At 71.5% G+C, this 4,355-nt stretch carries 4 protein-coding genes; 3 read left to right on the top strand and 1 reads right to left on the bottom strand.

Annotation, left to right across the window (positions count from 1 at the left end; translation table 11 throughout):
- Together ABD327_RS06075 and ABD327_RS06070 are read left to right on the top strand one after the other, a co-directional pair.
- The coding region (locus ABD327_RS06075) for a hypothetical protein (RefSeq protein WP_344449183.1) at nt 1-385 on the top strand (385 nt) is incomplete at its 5' end.
- A gap of 74 nt (nt 386-459) precedes the next feature.
- On the top strand, nt 460-2,490 hold the full coding sequence (locus tag ABD327_RS06070) for a WD40 repeat domain-containing serine/threonine protein kinase (RefSeq protein ID WP_344449182.1): 2,031 nt from the start codon (nt 460-462) through the stop codon (nt 2,488-2,490).
- A gap of 6 nt (nt 2,491-2,496) precedes the next feature.
- On the opposite strand, the gene ABD327_RS06065 is transcribed toward ABD327_RS06070, so the two are convergent.
- The gene (locus ABD327_RS06065) at nt 2,497-2,973 is read right to left on the bottom strand and encodes a hypothetical protein (protein WP_344449180.1); all 477 of its coding nucleotides are present in this window, start codon (nt 2,971-2,973) and stop codon (nt 2,497-2,499) included.
- Nucleotides 2,974-3,116: 143 nt separating this feature from the next.
- On the opposite strand from ABD327_RS06065, the gene ABD327_RS06060 reads away from it, so the two are divergent.
- A complete protein-coding gene (locus tag ABD327_RS06060; protein WP_344449179.1) occupies nt 3,117-4,280 on the top strand; it encodes a hypothetical protein in 1,164 nt (387 codons plus the stop codon).
- Nucleotides 4,281-4,355: the final 75 nt, after the last annotated feature.

Here is a 4,355-nt window from a genome sequence, read left to right as displayed (position 1 = left end):
GCGGGGTACCCACGGCTTCCACACGAAGAACTCGGGTCTCGGCGGAGTGCACGGCTGGGGCACCTTCAAGCCCGGCAGGTACGGCGGCGAGAAGACCGCCGTGGTCTACGCCAAGATCAAGGACACCAAGAAGGACAGGCGGCTGGCCGCCCTCGAGGTCCAGTTCGTGGACGCCGACGGGAACGTCGACTACAACGTCCTGTGGAACACCAAGGACATCAAGGGCCGGACCGCGCAGGTCTCCGTCCAGTCCTACAACCTGCACGAACTCAGGATCCGCGAGTGCAGGGGCTACCAGTACAAGAAAAAGAAGAAGTGGAACTTCAAGTCCACCAAGTGCGGTAGCTGGCGGGTCTACTACCAGGGCACCCGCATCACCAACTGACGGCGGCCCTCTGCTCCCGACGACCCGGACGATAACGTCCGGGTCGTTTGTTCTTCGCCGCTATTGTGCGGCGGGTGGCGGAGAACAGGGCGGGAGATCTGGTCGCCGATCGCTACCGGCTGCTGTCGGTGGTGGGGGTCGGCGGCATGGGCCGGGTGTGGCGCGCCCGGGACGAGCGGCTGGACCGCGAGGTGGCGGTCAAGGAGGTCCTCCTCCCCTCCGGCGTCCGGGGGGAGGAGCGCGAGCGGCTCAACCGCCGGGCGGTGCGCGAGGGCCGTTCCGCCGCCAGGCTGAGCCACCCGGGCATCATCACGATGCACGACATCGTCATCCACCGGGACGGCCCGTTCCTGGTCATGGAGTACCTGCCGGGCCGCTCCCTGGCCGAGGCCGTGGCGGAGGACGGCCCGCTGCCGCCGAGACGGGCCGCGGAGATCGGCCGGGCCATGGCGGAGGCGCTGCTCGTCGCGCACGGCGCGGGGATCGTCCACCGCGACCTGAAGCCGCAGAACGTGCTGCTGCACGGGGACCGGGTGGTCATCACCGACTTCGGCATCGCGCACCTGGTGGGGGACGCCACGCTGACCGCCGCCGGCGCGATCATGGGCACCCCCGCCTACATGGCGCCCGAGCAGGCCGAGACCGCCCAGGTGACCCCGGCGGTCGACGTGTGGTCGCTGGGCGCCACCCTCTACTCGGCGGTCGAGGGCCGCCCGCCCTATCCCGGGGCCACCTACATGGAGGCGCTCGCCGCGCTCATCACCGGTGAGCCGAGGCCGCCGCGGAGCACCGGGCCGTTCGCCGACCTGGTGATGCGGATCCTGCGCAAGCGCCCGGAGGACCGTCCGGAGCTGCCGGAACTCGTCCGGCTGCTGGGCGAGCTGGCACGGGACGACTCCGCCTCGGTCCGGGCCGCTCCTTCTCCGCCTCCAGAGCCCGTGGAGTCCCTTCCGTCCTGGACGCCGCCGGGCGGGGGAGACCCGACGCCGCCTCCGGTCCCGGGAGAGGCGGGGCCTCCGCCTCCCGCGCCCTCCGCGCCGCCTTCGGATCGTCCCGGCCCTCCGCCCGTCCCGCGGCCGCCCGTCCCGCCGCCTCCGGCCCCGGTGCGGACGGGCACGTGGAGCCGTCGGGACCTGGGGGTCTTCGCCGGGCTGGCCGTGCTGAGCGCGGTGCTCCCGGCGGGGGTGAACCTGGCCAGGGGAGCCGGGCCCGGGACGCCCCCCGCCGGTCCACCCTCGGGGGCGCCGCTGTCCGGGGGGCTGAGCGGCGCGGTGCGGGCGCTGGCGTTCGGAGGGGACGGGGGGATCCTGGCCACCGGCAGTGACGGAGACCCGGTGCGGCTGTGGGATCCGGTGCGGCAGGTCGAGATCGGCGGGCTGGAGGGGCCCTCACCGGTCACGGCCCTGGCCTTCGGGCCGGGAGGCGCGCTGCTGGCGGCGGGCGGCGGCGACCGCACGGTCTGGCTCTGGGACGTCCGGACCCGCGCCCGGGTCGCCCTGCTGAACGGCCATGAGGCCGCCGTGCGGGCCGTGGCGTTCGCCCCCGACGGAAGGCTCCTGGCCTCCGCCGGGGACGACGACGTCGTGAGGCTCTGGGACACCGCGTCGCACCGGCAGGTCGCCGAGCTCGAAGGCCACGACGACGACGTGTGGTCGCTGGCCTTCAGCCCCGACGGCCGGACGCTCGCCAGTGGCGGCTGGGACGAGGCCGTCCGCCTGTGGGACGTGGCGGAGCGCAAGGAGAAGGACAGGCTGGACGAGCACCGGGCGGCCGTGACGGCGCTGGCCTTCAGTCCCGACGGCAGGACGCTGGCCAGCGGAAGCCAGGACCAGACCGTCCGGATCTGGGACGTGCGGGAGGGGAAGGAGCTGCACGAGCTCGAGGGACACCGCGACCACGTCTCGGCGGTGGCCTTCGCCCCGGACGGGCGGATCCTGGTGAGCGCGGGCTGGGACAGGGCGGTCCGGCTGTGGGACGTGCCGGGCTACGAGCCGCGGAACGTCCTGAGGGCGCACGGCGACTACGTCCTGGCGCTGGCCCTGGCGGGCCGGTACCTGGCGACGGGAGGACAGGACGGGCTGGTCCGGGTGCACGCCCTCTCCTGAGGGCCCTCACACGCGGTGCAGCTCGCCCACGACGACGTCCCCCTCCTCGGTGAGGGCGCTGTAGCGCAGGCCCTGCCCGCGCAGGGCGAGCCGGCCGGAGGAGCCCAGGCAGCCGGAGCCGGAGGTGAGCTTCTCGCTGAAGAGGATCGCGTCGGGCTCGGTCCCCTCGAGGATGACGCTGAACCGGCAGGTGGCCGAGCCCACCCCGGACACCCCGACGGACTGGCCCTTGTTCCCCCGGGTGAGCTCCAGTTCCAGCTCGTAGACGCCGCCGGGTCCGTCGGCGTTCCCCCGCCACCGGCCGATCATCCCTTCGGGCACCCCGTCCAGAGGGGAGGGGGCGGCCGCGGGAATCCCCGGGACGGTGGGGGAGGGGGCGGGAGAGGCGGTCGTTTCCGGTCGGCCGGGCAGGGTCGCCGTCCAGGAGGCCGCGGCGATCGCCCCGCAGGCCACTGCCGCCACCGGCCACTTGACCCAGCGCACGGGTCCCCTCTCTGAACGCTCGGATGAGTTTCGGCAGCACAATTTATCGCGATTCGGATAGATTCCGTGCCATTGTTCTAGGTTATTTGTGGCCGAAACACTAAAATCCGGCTACCGATAGAAAAGGCACGGGGAGTTACTTCATGAGACGTATCGCTACGGTGGGCCTCGCCGCGGGCTCGCTGTTCCTGGGCATGGGGATCCACGCCGTCCCCGCCCAGGCGGAGGGGGCGGAGGGCACGTCCTCCTCCCGGGCGAAGCCCCTGGCGAAAGGGAAGTTCAAGACGAAGAACGGCAAGGCCAAGGCCTTCCGGAACGTCGAGTCCACCGGCACCTACGAGGTGACCCACGACAAGATCACCGTGAAGTTCAAGGTGCGCGACAAGAAGCGGGACGGCTGGACTCCGGCCGTCCAGTTCGCCGCGCTGGAGGCCTGGGACGGCGAGGGCACGGGCCTGTACTTCCCGCTCGCCAAGAACCTGCGCAACGGGCGGGGCACCCCCAACCCCGACCAGAGCGGCAGCATCGCCGGGCCGCCGATCAACAACACCGTCGAGCCCAAGGGCTCGGGCCGGCCCGAGTGCCGGACCTGCAGCAACGTCAAGCCCAAGCCGAAGCCCAAGCCGAAGACCGGGCCCGCCGACGGGAAGTACACCTTCAAGTTCAAGAAGTCCTTCACCTCGAAGTACACCGAATACCTCGGCGTGCGTGAAGTGCTCCTGCGCAAGAAGGGCAAGAAGTACCAGTACAAGGTCGGCCCGACGACGATCATCTACGCGGCCTCCGAGGGCCCGCACCACGTGCCGGCCGCCTCCGACGCCAGGACCTCCCGGCCGGACGGCATCTCCGTGCGGCGGAGCGTCACCCGGGACGGCCGCTACCAGGAGGCGCTGCGCAAGGGCACGGTGAACGCCAGGCGGGCCATTCCCAAGGGCTGGACGCACTTCACCAACAAGAAGCTGCCCGGCCAGCTCGACGGGAGCACCGAGACCTGGGGCTACGTCGCCGGCTACCGGAACGACGCCGGGAGCACCAGCGCCCGGCTGACCCTCCGGATCCGCGACAACCGGAAGGACAAGCGGTACGCCGGCACGATCGTCGCCTTCACCAACGCGGACGCCAGCGTCGCGGACGAGTGGACTCTGTCCAACCTCCAGGACCTCAAGGGCCGCTGGACGAGCCGGGTGGTGCACTCGGCCTACAGCGCCCACCTGCTCTACCAGTCCTGCGTGGGCGTCTACGACAAGGTGGACGGCCGGACGGTCTTCGTCCCCACCAGCTGCGGCGAACCCCAGATTCTTTACTGATAGTCGGGCGATTCGTATGTTTCCACCGCGTCAGGGCCTCTCGACTCCCCTCGGAGGCGTAAGGTGTGCTGATCG

It is taken from the genome of Actinocorallia aurantiaca, from assembly GCF_039533685.1.
Classification (GTDB): Bacteria; Actinomycetota; Actinomycetes; order Streptosporangiales; family Streptosporangiaceae; genus Actinocorallia; species Actinocorallia aurantiaca.
This window is presented reverse-complemented; position numbering and strand designations above follow the sequence as displayed.